15 protein-coding genes are annotated in these 20,685 nt (G+C 40.1%); 3 read left to right on the top strand and 12 right to left on the bottom strand.

What is annotated here, in order from left to right; genetic code table 11:
- The first annotated feature begins 813 nt into the window (after positions 1 to 813).
- Complete coding sequence (locus ACT3CD_RS09655) at positions 814 to 2,475, top strand: S41 family peptidase (protein ID WP_444645196.1); 1,662 nt, start codon at positions 814 to 816, stop codon at positions 2,473 to 2,475.
- Between the two features lie 56 nt (positions 2,476 to 2,531).
- Here ACT3CD_RS09655 and ACT3CD_RS09650 read toward each other — a convergent pair whose 3' ends face one another.
- Entirely contained in the window at positions 2,532 to 3,290 is a 759-nt protein-coding gene (locus ACT3CD_RS09650; RefSeq protein WP_444645194.1) for an ABC transporter ATP-binding protein, read from the bottom strand.
- Positions 3,287 to 4,027, bottom strand: coding sequence for an MlaE family ABC transporter permease (locus ACT3CD_RS09645; RefSeq protein WP_444645192.1), 741 nt, complete (start codon positions 4,025 to 4,027; stop codon positions 3,287 to 3,289). Before ACT3CD_RS09645 ends, ACT3CD_RS09650 begins: the two co-directional genes overlap by 4 nt.
- Before the next feature lie 250 nt (positions 4,028 to 4,277).
- Here ACT3CD_RS09645 and ACT3CD_RS09640 point away from each other — a divergent pair, with 250 nt between their 5' ends.
- Positions 4,278 to 5,363, top strand: coding sequence for a mannose-1-phosphate guanylyltransferase (locus tag ACT3CD_RS09640; RefSeq protein WP_444645190.1), 1,086 nt, complete (start codon positions 4,278 to 4,280; stop codon positions 5,361 to 5,363).
- Positions 5,364 to 5,452: 89 nt separating this feature from the next.
- On the opposite strand, the gene porN is transcribed toward ACT3CD_RS09640, so the two are convergent.
- The 7 genes from porN to topA are packed head-to-tail and all read right to left on the bottom strand — an operon-like array spanning position 5,453 to position 15,050.
- Positions 5,453 to 6,304, bottom strand: a complete 852-nt coding sequence (gene porN, locus ACT3CD_RS09635) for a type IX secretion system ring protein PorN/GldN (protein WP_444645188.1) — start codon at positions 6,302 to 6,304, stop codon at positions 5,453 to 5,455.
- Between the two features lie 33 nt (positions 6,305 to 6,337).
- A complete protein-coding gene (porM, locus tag ACT3CD_RS09630; RefSeq protein ID WP_444645186.1) occupies positions 6,338 to 7,888 on the bottom strand; it encodes a type IX secretion system motor protein PorM/GldM in 1,551 nt (516 codons plus the stop codon).
- Positions 7,889 to 7,919: 31 nt separating this feature from the next.
- On the bottom strand, positions 7,920 to 8,885 hold the full coding sequence (porL, locus tag ACT3CD_RS09625) for a type IX secretion system motor protein PorL/GldL (RefSeq protein WP_444645184.1): 966 nt from the start codon (positions 8,883 to 8,885) through the stop codon (positions 7,920 to 7,922).
- A gap of 45 nt (positions 8,886 to 8,930) precedes the next feature.
- A complete protein-coding gene (porK, locus tag ACT3CD_RS09620; RefSeq protein ID WP_444645182.1) occupies positions 8,931 to 10,259 on the bottom strand; it encodes a type IX secretion system lipoprotein PorK/GldK in 1,329 nt (442 codons plus the stop codon).
- A gap of 53 nt (positions 10,260 to 10,312) precedes the next feature.
- The gene (locus tag ACT3CD_RS09615) at positions 10,313 to 11,398 is read right to left on the bottom strand and encodes a PorP/SprF family type IX secretion system membrane protein (RefSeq protein ID WP_444645181.1); all 1,086 of its coding nucleotides are present in this window, start codon (positions 11,396 to 11,398) and stop codon (positions 10,313 to 10,315) included.
- Positions 11,399 to 11,457: 59 nt separating this feature from the next.
- Positions 11,458 to 12,597: an arginase family protein gene (locus tag ACT3CD_RS09610; RefSeq protein ID WP_444645179.1), complete on the bottom strand. Its 1,140-nt coding sequence runs from the start codon at positions 12,595 to 12,597 to the stop codon at positions 11,458 to 11,460.
- Between the two features lie 2 nt (positions 12,598 to 12,599).
- On the bottom strand, positions 12,600 to 15,050 hold the full coding sequence (gene topA, locus ACT3CD_RS09605) for a type I DNA topoisomerase (RefSeq protein ID WP_444645177.1): 2,451 nt from the start codon (positions 15,048 to 15,050) through the stop codon (positions 12,600 to 12,602).
- A gap of 348 nt (positions 15,051 to 15,398) precedes the next feature.
- Here topA and ACT3CD_RS09600 point away from each other — a divergent pair, with 348 nt between their 5' ends.
- Positions 15,399 to 17,756, top strand: a complete 2,358-nt coding sequence (locus tag ACT3CD_RS09600) for a penicillin-binding protein 1A (RefSeq protein WP_444645175.1) — start codon at positions 15,399 to 15,401, stop codon at positions 17,754 to 17,756.
- A gap of 32 nt (positions 17,757 to 17,788) precedes the next feature.
- On the opposite strand, the gene radA is transcribed toward ACT3CD_RS09600, so the two are convergent.
- The 3 genes from radA to panC all read right to left on the bottom strand — a co-directional run bounded on the left by radA (position 17,789) and on the right by panC (position 20,498).
- On the bottom strand, positions 17,789 to 19,159 hold the full coding sequence (gene radA, locus ACT3CD_RS09595) for a DNA repair protein RadA (protein ID WP_444645173.1): 1,371 nt from the start codon (positions 19,157 to 19,159) through the stop codon (positions 17,789 to 17,791).
- Positions 19,160 to 19,296: 137 nt separating this feature from the next.
- The gene (gene panD, locus ACT3CD_RS09590) at positions 19,297 to 19,647 is read right to left on the bottom strand and encodes an aspartate 1-decarboxylase (protein ID WP_444645171.1); all 351 of its coding nucleotides are present in this window, start codon (positions 19,645 to 19,647) and stop codon (positions 19,297 to 19,299) included.
- Positions 19,644 to 20,498 (bottom strand): pantoate--beta-alanine ligase, encoded by an 855-nt coding sequence (panC, locus tag ACT3CD_RS09585; protein ID WP_444645170.1) that lies wholly within the window; start codon positions 20,496 to 20,498, stop codon positions 19,644 to 19,646. Before panC ends, panD begins: the two co-directional genes overlap by 4 nt.
- Positions 20,499 to 20,685 lie beyond the last annotated feature (187 nt).

Here is a 20,685-nt window from a genome sequence, read left to right as displayed (position 1 = left end):
AACGCTTTTTATTCCTTTATTCCAAATCTTTTTTTCAAAATTTGAAATCTTTTTTTTCATTACCTTTTGTCTTACTTTCAAGATTAAATCTAAAACTTCTAACATTTCATAAAACACTAAAAGTTTCTTTTCTAAACCCTTTGTAAAGCTGCCCCCTCGTTCGGAAAGCGGCTGCAAAGATAACGCTTTTTATTTCTCAATTCCAAATCTTTTTTTCAAAAATTCGAAATCTTTCTTTTCATTATCTTTTGTCATACTTCAGAATCTGTTTTTTGTACTGATACCGCCTTTTATAACAGTAAAAATACAACTCCTAAACCCTTTTGTAAAGCTACCCCTCGTTCGGAAAGCGGCTGCAAAACAACAGCTTTTTTTCCCCCTTTCCAAACTTATGCGTATTCTTTTTTGTTAAAAATAGTGACCTGGTTGTGTCTCAGACTATAAGAAAACAACAAGAGCTGTTTTTTTTTGTCCAAAAACGACCAATCGGTCAAACATTAAAAGTCTTTACATTCAAAATAACCCATGAATGCCCTCAATTTTTATTATAATATACATACCTATGCGATGAAAAATATCAATTTATTACGTATTTTTATTGACTGCAAACAATACTAAATTCATTTAATGACTCGTATCATGTGGCAGAATAAGTAAAAAAAGCCATTTTTCCGTTACTGTCGCATTTGATCATTTACGACAGTAAACTAATATTTATCAAGCTTCGAAAATATTTAAAGTAAGGGCAAACACTATTTCGTGCTTAGTCTATTTAATAAATCTATCGAAATTAAAACACATAAATCTTTACTCATGAAAATAACCTATCTACGACTAATTTCATTTTTTTTGATGTTAAGCATCTTTTTCATTAGCTGCGAAGATGATGATCCAGAACAATTCCAATCTTCAATATTAGTAACTGTACAGATCAATAGCGATTACAGCGAAAATATTAATATCTCAAATACGGTTGTTCAACTAAAAAAAGATACGGGAGAACAAAACAATTTTACACTTACCGACAACAACAAGGTGGAGTTTGGACCTTTGGAAGCAGGTACATATACCGTTTCAGCCAAAAGAATACTGACCAACGAAGAAAAATCCTTGTACACAGACGGAACAGATGACGAGATGTATTTATCAGCAAATCAAACAATAACAATATCCCGTGAGGAACAAAAAGAAATAACACTAGATTTAACCGCCAACAAAAGCTTTGTAGACGCAGAAACGGTTTCTATCAATCAATGGATCTGGAACTATATGGATTTAGCCTATTATTGGACCGAAGATATGCCGGCTATCAATATAGAAACAGAACCCGATTCCAAAGAATATTTCAATAAATTACTTAAAAGCCCTGAAGACCGTTGGTCGTTTATAACTGATGATATTGATGAACTATTGAATTATTTTCAGGGTATCACAAAAAGCATGGGATATTCCATTCAATTATACTATTTAAATTCAGATTCAGAGCAACTGGTGGCTGTTGTGGAATATGTCTATTCAGATACGCCAGCCAGCGAAGCAGGACTGGAAAGAGGAGATATGATTGTTCGAATTGACGGACAAATCATCAATTTTGACAACTACCAGGAGTTACTGAATCGCGAAACCATGGAAATAACCTTAGGTAGTATTGCCAATAGCACTGTTGTGGAGTTGACTCCAACGGTAAATCTTATAGCCAGAGAGATAAATACAAATCCAATTGTAAAAGATACCATTCTGGAGATTGGTGGCACAAAAATAGGTTATCTGGCCTACACCTCATTCATTTCGAACTACGATGATCAGTTGGTAGACGTTTTTACCGGATTTAAATCCCAAAATATCGACGAGTTGGTACTAGACCTCCGGTACAATGGAGGCGGATCGGTAAACACAGCCGTATTAATGGCCAGTTTAATTGCCCCATCTTCGGCCATTAACGATATTTTTATTAATGAAAAATGGAATTCCAATCTGACTGAGTATAATGAAACAGTGAAATTATACGCACATGAAGCAAATCTAAACCTAAACAAATTATATGTATTAACAACCGAAGGGACGGCGTCCGCCAGTGAAATGATCATCTATGGCTTGGAACCATATATGGATATCATACAAATAGGAAATACCACTCACGGTAAATATTATGCTTCGATCACACTATATGACGAAGAAAAAAGACACAACTGGGGTATTCAACCGATCGTACTACGGTCAGAAAACAAAACGAATAGCATCAACTATTCTGAAGGTTTGCCTGCCGACTACGAAGCGGATGATATATATTACAATGCCCCACTGGGAGATCCTGAGGAACAATTTCTCGACATCGCTATTAGCCTTATTACCACAGGAAGTGTTCCGGCAACATCGCAACTAAAATCTGCCAAGGCTAAAATAATTGCAGAAGGCTGTAAAGATTCTTTATACCCATTAAGAACCACGATGGTCGTTCCTTATCCTAAAAAATAGAAAAGAAAGGCCGGATTAAATGTTTAATCCGGCCTTTCTTTATTTTCAAACACAAGTTATCTCTTCATATTCTCTCTCACTTTTCGGAAAAGCGGAGACGCAAAAATAAAATCATTCAATTCTTTATTTTCACTATAAAAAATATCTTCCTTAGTTCCCTCCCAGTATTTTTCACCTTTAAAAATAAAAATAATCTGCTCACCAATACCCATAACCGAATTCATGTCATGCGTATTAATAATAGTGGTAATATTATACTCTTCAGTAATTTCCTTTATTAATTCGTCAATAACAATGGAAGTACGCGGGTCCAACCCTGAATTGGGCTCATCACAAAACAAATACTTGGGATTAAGCGCTATTGCCCGGGCAATAGCCACACGCTTTTGCATACCACCACTAATTTCAGAAGGCATCAAATGGTTTGCATTATCAAGGTTCACCCGTTTAAGACAAAAACAAGCCCTCTCCCGCCTCTCTTCAAATGTCATATTAGTAAAGATATCCAGAGGGAAACGGACATTATCTTCAACCGTCATAGAATCAAAAAGAGCAGCTCCCTGAAACAACATTCCCATTTCCTGCCGGATTTGCTTTTTCTTATCCGAGGACATCGTCAAAAAATTGCGGTCATCGTATTTGATTTCTCCACTCTCGGGCACATGTAATCCCACCAACGATTTTAACAATACTGTTTTACCAGAACCACTCTGACCAATTATCAAATTAGTCTTACCCTTCTGAAAGGTAGCACTGATATTTTTCAATACATGATTTCCTTCAAAAGACTTATTAAGATTAATAACTTCGATCATGCCAACATTAATTGAGTAAGAACAAGATTAAAGACCAATATTTGAATGCTACTAACAACGACCGCCCGCGTACTGCTTAATCCAACTTCAAGTGATCCTCCATTGGTAAAATAACCCCAATAACCAGAGATCGTAGTGATAATAAAAGCAAAAACAGTAGACTTAATCAACGCATAGGTAATATAAAAGGGGACAAAAGCATATTGTAAACCATAAACAAAATCATTGGAAGAAACCACCCCGGTAGCAGTTCCGGCCAACCAACCGCCGAAAATGCCAACCCCCATACTTATTAAAACCAAAAAAGGCATCGTCAGCATTAATCCCAACACTTTAGGCAAGACGAGATAGCCTGCCGAATTAATTCCCATCACATCCAAAACATCAATCTGTTCAGTCACCCGCATCGTTCCTATGTGAGATGCGATGTGCGAACCCACCTTCCCCGCAAGAATAAGCGCAACCATTGTACTGGAAAATTCAAGTAACATAACATCGCGTGCCCCAACTCCTAATGTATACTTGGGGATTAGTGGCAGCTCAAGATTGTAGCCAAGCTGAAGGGTTATTACAGCCCCCATAAAAAAAGAAATGATCACGACAATACCAACAGAGCTAATCCCCAGTTCATCCATCTCATTAACAACCTGTTTAAAAAAAAGACGGTGTTTTATTGGTCGCGAAAAAACCTTGCCCAGAAAAATAGCATAACGACCCAAATGAAAGAGGAAATTCATGAAAATATATTTAAATATTTAAAATACTAACCTAAAGATATTAAACCTACCAATTGACCTCGACTTAATAACAGGTTAAAAATACGAACATTTATCGGGGCTAAAAACGAAAAACGACTAAAAAAAGGAATCCTTATGCATCGAAATAAACGACAGAATTTCCGTAATAAAGAAAAAGTCAACACTTTTGTAATTTAAAGTAAATTAGTAAATTAATAGCCTTAAACACATAACAAATAAACTATTGATAATGAACAACAACACATATTGTATTATTATGGCTGGCGGAATAGGTAGTCGGTTCTGGCCACTGAGTAAAAGTTCAACACCCAAACAATTTTTAGATATACTGGGTATGGGAAAAAGTTTAATACGACAGACATATGAACGCTTTCTCCCTGTCTGCCCCAAAGAGAACTTTTTAATTGTAACGAGTTCTGATTATAAAGATCTAGTCTTAAAAGAAATCCCTGAACTAACCGAGGCGCAGGTACTACAAGAGCCCTTCAGGCGGAATACAGCTCCTTGCATTGCCTATGCCAATGCGTATATCAGGACACGTGAAAAAAATGCGAATATCATTGTAACTCCGGCCGACCACCTTATTATTAACGAAGATGCATTTATTCAATCAATAGAGCAAGGTATTAAATTCACCAACCAAAACGAGTCTCTTTTAACTCTGGGAATTAAACCTCACCGACCAGAAACAGGCTATGGCTATATCCAGATTGGCAAATCAAAAGCAGAAACCCCAGCCTTCAAAAAAGTTAAAACCTTTACCGAAAAACCAAACGCAGAACTGGCCAAAGTATTTTTTGAAAGTGGTGAATTTTTTTGGAACAGCGGGATATTCATCTGGACATTGACCGCCATAGACCAGGCATTTGAAAAACATCTTCCGGATATTCAACAATTATTCAGAAACCTGGATGACAAAATAGGCTCAAGCATCGAGCAGGAAACGCTTACACAAACCTATACCGAGTGCAAAAATATATCTATCGATTATGGCATAATGGAAAAAGCCAGTAACGTATATGTTCAAACCGTAAATTTTGGTTGGTCCGATTTGGGGACCTGGTCTTCTCTTTACGAATATTCAGCTCAGGATATTAATGATAATGCTGTTATCAATGGTAAAGTGCTGTTATATGACACAAAAAAAAGCATTGTAAATGTCCCCAAAGATAAAATTGCCATCATTAAAGGATTGGAAAATTACATCGTTGTTGACTCTGGCACAGAACTTCTAATCTGCCCAAAAGATAACGAACAACAAATTAAACAATTTACAACCGACATAAAAACAGAATACGGGGACTTCCATCTCTAAGTCAACATATGCAATGTACCAATAATATCAAAAAAGCCGGAATAAGATATTCCGGCTTTTAAATTATAACAAGAGAAAACTATTTTCAGTTAATACTGCCACAAATCCTGTTCAAAATTAAAAATCTCATTTTTCACACGTTCAGCTTCTAAGGCGGCATCAATACCAACCGCATAATTCTCAATAGGCCGATTATTATAAACGTTAGATTCCTGAGTTATATAACTTCCAAAATAACGCTTAATAAAGATATCATCAAACGAACGACGCTGCGCATCATTAGTGGTATTGAACACTTCATAACGTGCTAGCAAATCACGCGCCTCCGGATAATAAATCCAGAATGTCTGTCGTTTCACCACTTCTCCACTTTGGTTCACATATTCGCGAATAGGACAAATACCAAGGATACGAACATCCATACGAGAATAATTCTTATCAAAATACCAGACCTCTTTAACCATTATCTGTTTCACTTCGTCAACACGAACATCACGCTGAACTGTCATGGTCTGAATTTCGCCTGTTTCAGGATTAACAACTTCCTGAGTTTCAGTGGTAGCACCCATTGCCTGATTTACGTCATCCAGTCCCATCATCACCTTAAATTCATCATCGGTGGAAGCATAAGCGGGCAATCCTTCATGCTGAATACCATGAAGCAACAAACCTATAAGACTAAATCTGTCGTCGCGAAAATCAGTAGGATAATAGAGTGGCAAATTAATTTTTTCACGTAAATCAATAATACGCCAAATACGCTTAGACCAAACAATATCTGCTTCCCTCAATGAAGGATATGGTATAGGTCGCTTATTAGCGATGTGTTCTTTTTCAAAAATATTATCCAACGGCCGGTCGGCTAATATACTCTCTTGAGCAGTGGCCGAAACAAAACCTAAGCCCAGAAGTAAAAAAATCAGGAAAATTTGTTTTCTCATTGTCTTATACTTTAAATCATTATCTGAACATCACTAATCCACTACCAGTGTAATTGAACCTAAAGAACGTAATCGACCATCAGGCCCCTGAGCCTGAATATCTGTTACAAATACTTTTTGTCCTCTGGCAGTTCTTTTCATTAAATTTTTTTGATCCTCGGTAAAAAAGCTGTTTTTCGATGGAAACTCATTTAAATACCCATTCACAATTGTAGAAACATTAAAACCAACAATGCGAAATTTTAGATCAAATTCGAAATTTTCCATATCAGCCATTACCCCTAATTGAGCCAGTAATGAAGCCTTTGCAATTTTACCATCCCGTTGATTATTAATTTTGGCCACGGGATCAGGCACTCTCTTTATTCTAAATTCTTTTTTTCCGAGATTTTGTGTCTTACCATCTTCCTTGGCAGTGACTGTGATTATAGCCTTTCTTCCTGCGGTTGATGTATTTGGACGTACAACATAATCAGCACCCTTCTTAACCAATTTCGCATTCGTAATACGAATATTCAAATTCTCGGATGGAATTCCTGGGGCAGAAATCTCAACCGGATTATCTACTCCTTCATAAAAAACATTCATTTTAGTTGGCGAAATAACCACATTAGGTTGAGCCACAATATAACTTCCAGAAACCTCGCGTCGGTCATAAGTTCCATCAGGGCGCATAACAGCAATTTCACCCGACCATGTTTTTCGGCCTACACTGCTGGCAGGGATCTGTAATACACCACGTCCCCGTTCTACGGTTAAAGCTTTTCCACCAACCGTTACAATAGGCGGTTGCGTGGTATCTCGCGCAGCCATCATGATTTCTGCATAATACTCATTTCCTCTGATTACATAATCAGAGCGAGGAATTACGATAGCTTCGACCGAATTAAATTTAAAAGAACTTTCATCAATCTTAGTATAAAGATACCGAACAACGTCTGACTCCATATTTCGCACATCCGCCTGAATCTGGCTTAAAAGTGCCATTGAGGCAGCTAAAGGTAAATGCTCAAATTTAACACTTTCCCAGGGTACAGCCACATTATCTTTCATTTCACCATCTTCGGTATCAAAAATTACATCCAAATTATGAATAATACCAGTATCCTTTTTATCAATGTAACTTTTCAGCAGTTCTCTGTATTCATTAATACGACGCTTTAATTCTTTGCTCCGTTCGCCCCCCTTCTCGGTAATCATAACCTGCGCCGCTATATCCTGATTAGCTTTTGAAGGATAATTATTAAGATTAAATTCCGGACCATCGGCCTTCAGAACAAATAACTCCTTTAAATCCTGCATATGCTTAACCAAACTATCAGCAGCCTCACGTATTTTCATACTGTGCCGATAATTATCTCCTACTTTGGTCTCATTCATTGCATAGGCACTTTCAAAATCGGCATAAATTGACTTATTTTTAGCCTCCACCGATTCTTTGGCCTGCAAAATACTACGATCCACCAACTGGAAAGCATTCAATAATTCACCAGAAACGTTTAAAGCAAGCATTGCAGTCAGGAAAAGATACATCATCCCGATCATCTTTTGCCTCGGCGTTTCAGGGCAGTTACCACCAGACATAAGCTATTTTGTGTTACTGTTTAGGTTACAATTATTTATTACCCACACTCATGGCACTCAACATATTGCCATATATGGTGTTCAACTCTCCCAGTGTTTTTGACAAATTGGCAACTTCTTGTTTGTAAAGAGCCGTATCATTAACAGAAAGATTAAGTTGGTCACTTATATCACCAAGACTTTTTGACAATTGCTGAGAAGCCTCAACCTGCTGGGTAATACTATTCAGTTGAAGTTCGTAAGCAGCATTAATCGATGATAACTTCTCATTGGTTAATGCCAGACCTTCGGTATATTTTGTTCCATTGACGGATACATTTTCAAGTTGCAATTTCATGGTCTCGCCAAACGACTGATAGGCATTCACCAACTGCTCCCCACTGGTTTTTATCGTATCAACAAATCCTCCTCCGGTAACGGAAAGGTCGTTAGCAAGTTTAGTACCACTCTCAGAAACGACCTTTGCCGTATTTTCAAAACTACTTCCCAAAGACTGGGCAGATTGCCCCAGTTTATTTTGAATAGTTGAAAAATTACCTATGCTGTCAGAAGCCGACTTCATACTTTCCAAATAAGCGTCAGTAGCCATACTTGCATCAGACAGATTAGACAAACTATTAGCTGTATTTGAAAGTTTTTTCAAGCCCTCTCCAAGCTTTTCAACAGTCGCTTCATCCAGATGACCACTACTGATAAGAGCCTGAAGATCGCTGCCCCCTCCACCTGAACCATGATCACGGCTATTAGGTTTAGGATCCAGTCCCACTAACTCAGGGAATACCAAACTCCAATCTGGTATTTCATGCGGCGGTTCAAAAGCAGAGAAAATAAAAATTACTATTTCAGTACCCATCCCAACCAAAAGCATAAAACCGGCTCCCGGGTAATGTTGTATCTTAAACAGCGCCCCTGCTAAAACCAAAGCGGCTCCAAAGCCATAGACCTTAGCCATAACATTTTTGTAGACAGGGCTATGAAAAAAATCACTTCCACTCATGTCGAATAATTATTATCTGGATTAGAAAGTTGAATAAGTTCTTGGCTAGTTACCAATATAATCACGAACACAACGAAAGCCTACATATGATTTTGCAGAATCCTGATATTCGTATGTACGGGTGCTATTTTGCAGAAAGAAACCAACATCTTTCCAAGAGCCTCCCCTAATAACTTTACGTTTCATAACATGATGATCGCCCGGTAATGCATTATACTTGTAATCAGGACTTAAGTCATGCATGAAAGCATAAGCTGTTTCATCAAAGGCGCTGGAAGTCCATTCAGCAACATTCCCAGCCATATCATAGAGCCCAAAATCATTGGGCGAAAAAGAGCCAACATTCATGGTGCGCATACCACCATCATCGCCATATCGACCTCTAAGAGGTTTAAAATTGGCTAGGAAACAGCCCTGATTATTTCTGGTATATAAACCACCCCAAGGATAAACGTTATTATCGAGTCCGCCTCTGGCAGCATACTCCCATTCAGCTTCATTGGGCAATCGATATTTCATTACAATAGGTTGGCCTTTAGAACTAAGAAAATTATTTAATAATTCGGAACGCCAGATACAGAAAGCCGATGCTTGTTTCCAGGTAACTCCCACAACCGGATATTCATCAAATCCCGGATGCCAAAAATACATTTCGGTAAGCGGCTCGTTAAAAGAGTATGTGAAGTCTGAGATCCAAACCAAAGTATCTGGATATACATTGACTTTATCTTTCATAATGAAAGCTGAACGATCATTCAATTCAACAGTCTCTCCAAACTGATTATGAACTTCTCCCTCATATCGGTTGGTTTCGAAATTGAACCGATTATTTTTATTTGCGGCCTGTTGCAAATCAACCCACTGATACTCATACACGAGTTTATGGGTATCAAACTCTTTGCGTCGGAAAAACCGTTCGGTCTCGGGAAGATACATCTCATCCAAAAGCTCTGCGTATTCTTCATTATCATACTCCAGCGAGGCATCCCAATTCAGATAAGGGGGATCGATAGGATTACCATACTGGTCCTCCGAAATCAAAAACTCCTCAAATTGTTCGCCCAAAATAGAGCGTGCGATACTATCTCGGACCCAATACACAAACTGACGGTATTCATTATTGGTAATTTCTGTTTCATCCATCCAAAAAGAAGGAACAGAAACGGTCCTCGTCTGCGTCGTCATAGAATTGGTTATATCTTCGTCGTTAGTACCCATTGTAAAACTTCCCTGAGAAATAAAAAGCATTCCAAAAGGATCAGGTTCATAAAACGAAGCGCTACGGCCAACCCCGACCAACTCACCATTACCGGATTTACCACACCCGCTTAATACCGTGAGTAAAACTAAACTTAGGGCAAGTACATTCTTCATAATTTACGAATAATCTTAAAACTGTCTGTTACAAAACTCATATATCCTAAATATCATAAAAATCTAACACTCTTATATCGCTTTTCGCGTTTGGTTGTAGCCAAATCAAAGCTATATCCCACCATTATCTCATGACTTCCGTTACTACCAGCTCCAGCAAGCTTAGAAGTCGTAATATCGTAACTATAACCGATCCTTACTCCTCCTGCCAATTCTACACCACCTAGCAAAACAATGGCATCCTGAATTCGATAACTAAGGCCTCCCCAATATTTCTTATGAAACAGCACATTTACGTTTAAATCAAGCTGCCAGGCCCCTTCGCTCACCTTCAGGAAAGTAGAAGGCTGAAATTCAACAGGTTTGTCCAGTAAACGAAAAAAATAACCTCCTGTTAAAAAAAAAGAACGTGGGATATATACGTCAAACTCTTCCTTAAAGTTTGGTTTTGGAGCAAATAAATGTAAAATTGATGCTCCTATATAATAATCAGGTGCTGAAAACCAAGCTCCCAAACCCATATCAAACGCTGTACCATTCATTTCTTCTTTCGTCACCGCCGGATCTGTTTCCTGATGATAGTCACCACCCGAAGCGGTTCTTAAAATAACACCTGTGCCATCAAAAACCTGATTCACGAATCCCATATTAATACCAACTCCCAATTCGCCTACTTCTAAATCATAACGCTGAGCTAACGACGCCTGCATGGTAAGATTCTTATATAATCCAACCTCATCATTCATTATCACCAAGCCAACGCCTCCCCTGTTTCGAAATAAATTGAGAGCCATATCAGCACCAACAACCGTTGTTTTTGGTGCCCCTTCCAAACCGACCCATTGTGTTCTGTTAATCAATACAGAATTTACGCGACCGGAATAACCTGAATAACCAGCATTTACAAACAGCGGGTTAAACATATTCTGACTAAATTGCGGCTCATATTGAGCAAAAAGATCAGAACTGATACCAAAGAACGTAAAAAAAATAAAACTATTCAGGCAAACTCGGGATAAAAAATAAAAAAGTCGGTGTTTCACCGTTAGCCTTTCAATTATTGTGGAAAAAATCCACACAAAAGGGAACAAACGACCTTTAGTAATATTATCCTGACTTATTGAAATAACTGAAGTCATATACTAATTTTCCAATTAGAAAGTTTCATTGAAAAAATAAATAGTTTCATTTTTTATTTTCAAACATAATAGTGCCACCATTTATCTGGCAATTCATTCTGCAAAGCTCTTTGGTAATCGCTCGCGGCGCATGCCACCAGCTTTTCTTCCCCCTTATTGTCACCAACCACAACCCACCATCGATCGTTAATCGGATTCTGATAAAACTTCAAAGGCTCATTAATCCCATCAACAGCAACCATATATGACCGATAGCTATCAGTCGATGCCACAGGATAATCGTAAAATCGATTGTTAACACCTTCCATAAAATGCCATATCATCTGAGCCGCAAGCCACCCATTGCCGTCCTTTCTGTTTTGCGGGAAAGGTGTTTCAAAAAGGCCAAATATTTTTAATCTATCACTTAATCCGGCGTAGCGACACATTGCGCACGCATCGTAATTATCAAGTCCCTGTGGCGAAAGCACACCTTCAATTAAAGGCTGGTTTGCCAAAACCCTAAAGTCAATGCTGGTTAAATCGGCATCCCTGAAAGGCACTTCAATATTTTGTATCAACTCACGACGAATTTGACCCAATCCTAACACCTCCGCATTCTGTTCAGCCAAAAAATCAGTCTCTTTATTCGAAACCAAAAAATTCTGAAGTCCGGCTACAGTCAAATTGACTCGAGAGTCAGTAGAACTAAGCAACTCCGGGCTGAGCCAGCTTCGTGATGAAAAATCCCCAGATTCGCCGGCATCCACCATCGCATCGACCACCATTAATGATAACTCTTGTTGCTCGGGCGACAACGCTTCGACCAATGACCTTGTCAGCTCCTGTGATCCTCCAAGCACAATAACAACGGCCTTTTTCTTTAAAAAAAAAGAAGTCACTTCCCTTAAAGCACTATACCGGTCAATAACTTTATTGCCTCTAACATTACCAGCATCACAAATAACAGAACCATCAACAAAACCCCTCATGGAATAAAGCCATTGGCGAATAGCAGCCGGCGATTTATCACATGATTTATTGTCAAAAGCATTTCTTGACTCCTCAACGCCAACAAGAACCATCCTGGGCTTCACATTCATAAACCAGTCAGCACTCCCATCAAAAAACGCCACCTCATCACCCAATGTCTCTTCTTTTTGAAGACCCACTAAATTAAAAGGCTGCTTTATGTATGGTTCAAGATAACGGTTTATCATGCTCACTTCTTTTTCTTAACAACTTTGGTTGCCGTTTTTGATTTGGGCTTTGCTTTGGCTTTTGAGGCTGTTTTTGTTGTCGCTTTCTTTTTAGTCGTACTTTTACTTTTGGCAGCCCCTTTCTTCCCTTTCGTATCGCTCTCAGAGACTATTTTAAGACATTCGTCAAGCGTTAGCTTATCGGCCTCGGTACCTTTGGGTATCTTAAAGTTATCAGTTCCAAACTTTATAAATGGTCCCCAACGCCCATTCAAAATTTGCAGCGTCGGTTCTTCTTCAAACGTTTTTATAATCCGTTTATTGTCTTTTTCTCTTTTTTCTTCAATAAGCTCTATGGCGCGACTCAGGTCTATCTCCATCGGATCATCTATCCCCTTTTTTAACGACACAAATTTACCATCGTGCCGCACGTAAGGACCAAAACGACCTACACCGACGACCACTTTTTTCTCTTCGTAAAGCCCCAAATCACGAGGCAATTCAAATAATTTTAAGGCCTCCTCCAGTGTAATGGTTTCAATATGCTGTTCGCGTGTCAAAGAAGCAAAAGTTGGTTTTTCACCCTCATCCGAAGTCTCTCCAAGCTGCGCCATTGGCCCGTACCGGCCAATACGAACACTAACGGGTTTCCCGGTTTTAGGATCGGTTCCCAAAATTCTCTCTCCGGTATTTCGATCCGACACCTCCAGTGTTTCTACAACCTGATTATGAAATGGCTTATAAAACGCATCTATTGATTTAGTCCAATTAAGCTCTCCTTCTGCAATCTGGTCAAACTGTTTTTCAACCTTCGCCGTAAAATCAAAACTTACAACATCAGGGAAATACCTCACCAAAAAATCATTGACCACCATTCCTATATCCGTGGGAAATAACTTCGACCGCTCAGCACCTGAATTTTCTGTTTTTATTTGACGAATGAGCTTTCCTTCATTCAAAGACAGAAAACGATACTCACGTGGTGTTCCCTGACGATCTTCTTTCACGACATAACCACGTTGTTGAATCGTGCTAATGGTAGGTGCGTAGGTTGACGGACGCCCAATGCCCAATTCTTCCAGTTTACGAACAAGGCTTGCTTCTGAATAACGAGCAGGTTTCTGCGTCCAGCGTTCACGGGCTTCCACTGCTGATAAAATCAAGGAATCATTTTTCTGCAAAGGGGGTAAAAATCCGGACTGTTCCTCGTCCTCCTTTTCCAAATCAGACGATTCCATATATACTTTCAAAAACCCATCAAAAAGCACCACCTCACCCGTTGCCTGAAATTTATAGGAAGAGTCGGCAACATTTACAGAGACGGTTGTCTTTTCAATTTTAGCATCACTCATTTGTGAGGCCATTGTTCTTTTATAAATTAAATCGTAAAGTCGTTGTTCGGCAGAAGAACCAGAGACCGAAGGCTGATCCAGATAGGTGGGACGTATTGCTTCGTGAGCTTCCTGCGCACCTTTACTCTTGGTTTTATATTTCCGCACTTTTACGTAGCTGTCACCCATCTGAGTTTTTATAGCCTCCACCGCCATATTAACAGCTGATTCAGCCAGATTTACAGAATCGGTACGCATGTATGTTATTTTCCCGGCCTCATACAAACGTTGCGCCACAGACATGGTTTGCGCCACAGAGAAGCCGAGCTTACGAGCCGCTTCCTGCTGCAAGGTCGATGTGGTAAAAGGTGCTGCAGGCGATTTGGTCAATGGCTTACGAATAACCTCATCCACAACAAAAGAAGCATTATTGCAGCGGCTTAAGAATTCGGCTGTTTCATCCTCAGTTTTAAAACGATGATTAAGCTCCGCATCCATAAAATGCTCTTTACCATCTTTTGGTTTTACCGTAAAACGAGCCGTAACACGAAAGGCCGATTCAGCCTTAAATGCAAAAATCTCACGCTCACGCTCTACCAGCAAACGCACCGTAACCGATTGTACACGGCCCGCCGAAAGCGATGGCTTGACTTTTTTCCATAATACCGGCGATAGTTCAAAACCAACCAAACGATCAAGCACCCTTCTTGCCTGTTGAGCATCAACCAAATTCAGATCTATTTGACGCGGATTGTCGATGGCTCGTAAAATAGCCGTTTTGGTTATTTCATGGAAAACAATACGTCTGGTATTTTCTGGAGTCAACTTAAGAACTTCATATAAATGCCAGGCTATAGCCTCTCCTTCACGGTCTTCATCAGAAGCAAGCCATACAATAGAAGCTTTAGCGGCTAACTCTTTCAACTCCTTAACCACCTGCTTCTTGTCGACTGACACTTCATACTGAGGTTCATAATTATTGGAAATATCAACGCCAAAATCCTTTTTTTGAAGATCCCTTATATGACCATAGCTCGATTTTACCAAAAATTTGTTTCCAAGGAACTTCTCTATGGTTTTAGCTTTGGCCGGCGACTCAACAATCACCAGATTGACATCACTACTACTTTGATTTTGCGCCATTGTATATTAATTTCTACCTACAAAACATTTAATAAAGGCAACAAATTTATAAAATTATGTCTGACCCTATAATATGTTTGAAAACTTCTTCCCCAAACTTTACATTTTAACACAAATAAAGCCAGTAGATTAGGCGGATATAAAATAATCAAAAGAAAAAAATAAAAATATCATTCCGCTCCAAAAATTCACCAAATAATAGCCAACGCAAATTCTGGCACAAAATTTAGTACATTTATCCCCAAATTATTTTTCGTATGAAACAACCCGGTTTGTAAGGCAACACAAATACCATGGTTAATAGCAAGCAAGGTGTTTCAGCCGACCTTTAAAAACAAATCTTTACGGATGAAAAATTTAACGTTAAAGAAAAAAATCATTATTACACTTTATGGCACTTTTGCCACCGGAGTGATACTTGTCGTCATCCTGTTTTCACTTATCTCATCAGGGATGCTTGGTTTTATGCCTAGTTTCGAAGAGCTTGAAAATCCGCAGACTCAGCTGGCCACCGAAATTTTCGCAGCCGATGGCAAAGTCCTTGGAACCTTTTTCAGTGAAAACCGCAGTCGCGTGGATTATCGCGAAATATCGCCCAATGTAATCAATGCACTAATAGCCACTGAAGATATTCGTTTTCATGACCACTCGGGAATTGACGCCAGAGGATTGGCGCGGGTTCTTTTTGTAACGATCCTGCTTCAGGAAGAAAGCTCAGGTGGCGGAAGTACCATCACACAACAGTTGGCCAAACTACTTTTTCACGATCCGGCCACCAACGTCATGGAACGCGCTTTGCAAAAATTAAAAGAGTGGGTAATCGCCGTCAAACTTGAACGCAGCTACACCAAAGAAGAAATTTTGACGATGTATTTAAACAAAGCACCTTTTATTTACGATGCCTACGGCATAAAATCAGCCGCCTCTACATTTTTTGGCAAATCACCATCTGATTTAAAAACAGAGGAAGCAGCAGTCCTTATAGGAATGTTAAAGAACCCTTCTTTGTTCAACCCAGTACGCCGGCCGGAAATAACCTTAAAACGACGCAACGTTGTTCTGCACCAAATGATGAAGGCCAAATATCTAACCAAACAAACCTATGACTCCCTGAAAACGCTGCCGTTGCAGCTTGAGTTTCAACGTGCCGGCCATCTTGGCGGCCTTGCACCATATTTCAGAGAATACCTGCGCCTGACACTTACTGCGGAACAACCTGTCCGGGAAAATTATGCATCGTGGCAAAGTCAAAAATTCTATGAAGACAGCATCGCCTGGAATACTGACCCATTATTTGGCTGGGTAAACAAAAATCTAAAAGCGGACGGCACCAAATACGACATCTATCGCGACGGTTTAAAAATATACACCACCATCGATTCGCATCTACAAACTTATGCCGAAAAAGCAGTCACCAAACATCTGGGGCAGGATTTACAGCCCCAATTCTTTAAAGAGAAGAAAGGTCGCAGCCGGGCTCCGTTTACACGCCATCTCTCACAGGAGGCTTATGATAATATCATCAACCGAGCCATTCGTCAAACGGATCGCTACCGCATATTAAAACGCCAGGGAACCTCTGAAGATTCCATTAAAATAGCCTTTGAAAAACCAGTTTCAATGCGGGTATTCTCCTACCACGGCGAAGTGGATACCATTATGAGTCCACTGGATTCCATTCATTATTACAAATCCTTTTTACGCGCCAGCCTGTTTTCCATGGATCCGCATTCAGGTTATGTAAGAGCCTACGTTGGCGGGCCAAATTACAAACATTTCAAATACGACATGGCCACTTTAGGCAAACGTCAGGTCGGATCAACTATCAAACCCTTTGTATACACATTGGCCATGCAGGAAGGATTAACGCCATGCGACATGGTGCCCAATATTCCGCAAACATTTTATTTGCCAACAGGCCAAACCTGGACTCCCCGCAACGACGGTTCAAAAAGAGAGGGTGAAATGGTTTCTCTGAAGTGGGGGTTAGCCCAAAGCAACAATAATGTGACTGCCTGGATCATGAAGCAATACACCCCGGAAGCGGTCGTTCGCATGATACACACATTGGGCATAAAAAGTCCCATGGACCCAGTCCCGGCATTGGCCCTGGGAACCCCTGACATAGGCCTCTCGGAAATGGTAGCCGCCTATGCCACTTATGCCAACAAAGGCGTTCACACCGAACCCCTTTTTGTAACAAGAATAGAAGACCGCTACAGTAACGTAATATCAACTTTCAGTCCCAGAAGAAAAGAGGCCATCAACGAATCCAATGCCTATTTGATGATTAACCTTCTGGAAGGTGTTGTTAACACAGGGACTGGATACAGACTAAGATATCGCTACCATTTTAAAGCCGAGATAGGAGGAAAGACAGGTACTACACAAAACAATTCGGATGGCTGGTTTATTGGTGTAACACCGAATTTGGTTACGGGAATTTGGGTCGGTGGCGAAGAACGGGACATTCATTTTGATGACATCCGACAGGGACAAGGAGCCAGTATGGCACTCCCCATTTGGGCGGAATATATGAAACCGGCCTATAACGACCCTCAATCTGGTGTTACCGAGGAAGACCTGTTTGAAAAACCCGGGCACTTCAATGTTAATCTAATCTGTCCGGATGAATACAAACCAAACACCGATGATAAAGAAGTTATTGAATCAACCTACCAAAATCAAAACAACGAATTCTATTAACAGATAAAACAGGTCTAAATAACAGGAGGCTTTCAGGCGAATAACTGTCTGAAAGCCTCTTCAATTTTGGACACCTGAACCACATTGATAGTATAGCTCTTAAAATCAACACCCTTATTGTATCGTGGTATCACAATCGTTTTAAAACCCAACTTTTCAGCTTCGCCTATTCGCTGTTCGATACGGGTAACAGGTCTGATTTCACCAGAGAGGCCAACCTCACCGGTCAGACAGATGCTACCCGGAATAGCCAGATCAGTGTTTGACGACAAAACCGCACTAACCACCGCCAGATCGATAGCCGGGTCGCTCACCTTAAGACCGCCGGCAATATTCAAAAAAACATCTTTGGCCGCCAATTTAAAACCGGCTCTCTTTTCTAAAACAGCCAGTAACATATTCAACCGGCGAAGGTCGAAACCCGTAGACGACCGCTGCGGCGTGCCATAAGCCGCCGTACTGGCCAACGCCTGAACTTCAATTAAAAACGGACGCATACCTTCAATGGCTGAAGCAATAGAAATACCGCTCATATTGCCATCCTGATGCGCCAATAACATTTCACTGGGATTGGACACCTCTCGAAGTCCGGAGCCCAACATCTCAAAAATCCCCATCTCGGAAGTAGATCCAAACCGATTCTTTACCGACCTTAATATCCGGTACATATAATGACGGTCGCCCTCAAATTGCAGAACCACATCAACCATGTGCTCCAAAACTTTAGGCCCCGCCAGGCTTCCTTCTTTAGTAATATGACCAATAAGCAGGACGGGCAAATCACGCTCCTTTGCCACCCGTAATATAGCGGCGGTGCATTCCCGTATTTGAGACACACTGCCCGGCGCCGACTCAACACCTTCACGTTCCATGGTTTGAACCGAATCAATGACAAGAAGACCGGGCTTAACATTATCCACATGATTTAAAATATGCTCCAGTGATGTTTCACTTACCACCAAACAATTAGCCCCCATATCTTTACCCAATCGATCGGCACGCAATTTTATTTGTTGTGGGCTCTCCTCACCTGAAACATAAAGCACCGTGATGTCCTTTAATTGCATAGCCAGCTGAAGCACCAAAGTAGACTTCCCTATTCCGGGCTCACCGCCAAGCAATACCATTGCACCAGGTACCATACCTCCGCCAAGCACCCTGTTAAACTCAACAATACCGGTGTCGATACGTGGTAGCTTATCAACAGATACCTCAGTAACCGGAACCGGTTTTTGCTTAACACCACTCAACGATCCAACACTTTTTAATGCGCCGGCCTTCCCGGTGATAACAGTCTCCTCAACAAAAGTATTCCATTCTCCACACGAATAGCATTTACCTATCCATTTTGGAGATTCCGAACCGCAGTTCTGACAAACAAATACCGTTTTGGTTTTGGCCATTATAAATAATTTAAGATCGAAAATACTGGTTTAAAAAAGCAACCACTTAACAAAAGTGCAGAAAAAGAAATAATAAAAAAAGACCGCCCAAAATGGGACGGTCATAAAAAACACTTAATATTTTCAATGAAAATAAATCAAATCAATTTGTTCGTCGCAGTATCGGGAAAAACAAAAATCGGCTTGAACGTCTTAGCATCTTCAAAGGGCATCATGGCATAGGTGATAATAATAACAATATCACCAACAGCCACCTTACGGGCAGCAGCTCCATTCAGACAAATCACTCCGGAGCCACGTTCTCCCTTAATGACATAAGTTTCGATACGCTCCCCATTGTTATTATTCACCACCTGAACTTTCTCATTTTCAATAATATTGGCAGCCTCCATCAATTCTTCATCGATGGTAATACTACCCACATAGTTCAGATTGGCCTCGGTAACAGTTACATTGTGTAACTTCGACTTTACAACATGAATGTTCATGACATACTGTTTTTGTAAACCACATTATCAATCAGCCTGATTTCACCTGCATAAACAGCTATACATCCCACAATATAATCGCTGTCGTCCCACAACATCACAGGCTGAAGGGTGTTTCCATCCACAATTTCAAAATACTCAACTTCTAACTGATTAGAAGCATTAATGGCATCCATCACCATTTGACGGGTTTCCTTCACACCATTAGCGAGTGCAAAATTACAAGAATCAAATAAAGAACGAGCGATTAAAGGTGCCTTTTTTCGCTGTTCGTCATTTAAAAGTAAATTTCGCGAACTCATAGCCAGCCCGTCTTCCTCCCGAATAATCGGGCAATCAACAACTTGCACACTCATATTAAGTTGCCGAACCATTTCCCGAACCACTGCAATTTGCTGAAAATCCTTTGCCCCAAAAAATGCCTTATGAGGTCTTACGATATCAAATAAACGACTTACGACCTGAGCCACCCCGATAAAATGTCCCGGCCGGAACTGACCTTCCATTACTTTATCAATCGACCCAAAATCAAACACCCTTGTATCGGGTTCAGGATACACTTCATTAACAGATGGCACAAAAAGAAGTTCACAGGCAGTCTGCCTTAAGAGTGCCATATCCTTTTCAATATCACGGGGGTATCGATCAAGATCGTCGGGATTATTAAATTGAGTCGGATTAACAAAAACGCTAACGACTACTACGTCGCAAAGGCGGCCGGCTTCCTTTACCAGCGACAAATGGCCCTGATGCAATGCACCCATTGTTGGCACAAAGCCTATTGTTTTTCCAGATGCTTTAAAGTCCTTTATTTTGGCTGCAAGTTGCGCCGAAGTTTCTACCACCTCCATAGTTTATAAATAAAAAAACAGAGCAAATTAAAAGAATAAAACCCAAAAATTAAAAAAAGGACTCTTAAAAAACCTTACTTCTTTTCACCAAAAAACACCAAAAACGATACATTGCAGCTAAAATCAGCATTTCACGAAGACCAAACGACTTTGTTTTGATCCTTTATTTTTTGTATTTTTGTGCAGA

Origin of the sequence: Geofilum sp. OHC36d9 (assembly GCF_052400685.1) — a bacterium.
Lineage (GTDB): Bacteria > Bacteroidota > Bacteroidia > Bacteroidales > Marinilabiliaceae > CAZHHH01.
This window is presented reverse-complemented; position numbering and strand designations above follow the sequence as displayed.

Excerpts from the sequence above, each read along its gene's own strand:
- ACT3CD_RS09655 (WP_444645196.1), top strand. The coding sequence starts at position 814 with ATGAAAATAACCTATCTACGACTAATTTCATTTTTTTTGATGTTAAGC.
- ACT3CD_RS09650 (WP_444645194.1), bottom strand. The coding sequence starts at position 3,290 with ATGATCGAAGTTATTAATCTTAATAAGTCTTTTGAAGGAAATCATGTA.
- ACT3CD_RS09645 (WP_444645192.1), bottom strand. The coding sequence starts at position 4,027 with ATGAATTTCCTCTTTCATTTGGGTCGTTATGCTATTTTTCTGGGCAAG.
- ACT3CD_RS09640 (WP_444645190.1), top strand. The coding sequence starts at position 4,278 with ATGAACAACAACACATATTGTATTATTATGGCTGGCGGAATAGGTAGT.
- porN (WP_444645188.1), bottom strand. The coding sequence starts at position 6,304 with ATGAGAAAACAAATTTTCCTGATTTTTTTACTTCTGGGCTTAGGTTTT.
- porM (WP_444645186.1), bottom strand. The coding sequence starts at position 7,888 with ATGTCTGGTGGTAACTGCCCTGAAACGCCGAGGCAAAAGATGATCGGG.
- porL (WP_444645184.1), bottom strand. The coding sequence starts at position 8,885 with ATGAGTGGAAGTGATTTTTTTCATAGCCCTGTCTACAAAAATGTTATG.
- porK (WP_444645182.1), bottom strand. The coding sequence starts at position 10,259 with ATGAAGAATGTACTTGCCCTAAGTTTAGTTTTACTCACGGTATTAAGC.
- ACT3CD_RS09615 (WP_444645181.1), bottom strand. The coding sequence starts at position 11,398 with ATGACTTCAGTTATTTCAATAAGTCAGGATAATATTACTAAAGGTCGT.
- ACT3CD_RS09610 (WP_444645179.1), bottom strand. The coding sequence starts at position 12,597 with ATGATAAACCGTTATCTTGAACCATACATAAAGCAGCCTTTTAATTTA.
- topA (WP_444645177.1), bottom strand. The coding sequence starts at position 15,050 with ATGGCGCAAAATCAAAGTAGTAGTGATGTCAATCTGGTGATTGTTGAG.
- ACT3CD_RS09600 (WP_444645175.1), top strand. The coding sequence starts at position 15,399 with ATGAAAAATTTAACGTTAAAGAAAAAAATCATTATTACACTTTATGGC.
- radA (WP_444645173.1), bottom strand. The coding sequence starts at position 19,159 with ATGGCCAAAACCAAAACGGTATTTGTTTGTCAGAACTGCGGTTCGGAA.
- panD (WP_444645171.1), bottom strand. The coding sequence starts at position 19,647 with ATGAACATTCATGTTGTAAAGTCGAAGTTACACAATGTAACTGTTACC.
- panC (WP_444645170.1), bottom strand. The coding sequence starts at position 20,498 with ATGGAGGTGGTAGAAACTTCGGCGCAACTTGCAGCCAAAATAAAGGAC.